This window comes from Pseudoneobacillus rhizolycopersici (assembly GCF_054786815.1).
In genome coordinates, this window is the sequence record NZ_JBTOOE010000081.1 from 1 (window position 1) to 280 (window position 280).

Genomic DNA, 280 nt, shown 5'->3' on the forward strand with positions numbered 1-280 from the left:
GTTGCAATGTTGATTTCTTCTAATCCCCACGTCCTGGCTTTGGAAGAGACAAGTGTTTCCTACACGAAAGACGTGATGGATTTCTGGCGGCCACTGTATGCTACTGAAGCCCATGTTGATGGTAAGTATTCGACAAATGTTTATGTCGATTTCTTCCTTCAATGTTGGCAACGCTATCGGCAGATTACGGGCCGGCAACTTGATGATTTTGCTGCGCTAACCTTCCACTTGCCATTTACGAAGATGGGGAAAAAAGCATTAGAAGGGCTACTGCAAGATG

Annotated in this window: 1 protein-coding gene; it reads left to right on the forward strand. The window is 45.4% G+C overall.

The genetic code is table 11. The annotated features are described in order from the left end of the window. Positions 1 to 75 precede the first annotated feature (75 nt). On the forward strand, positions 76 to 280 hold a 205-nt coding region (locus ACX9YW_RS22935), incomplete at its 3' end, for a hydroxymethylglutaryl-CoA synthase (protein WP_460351026.1).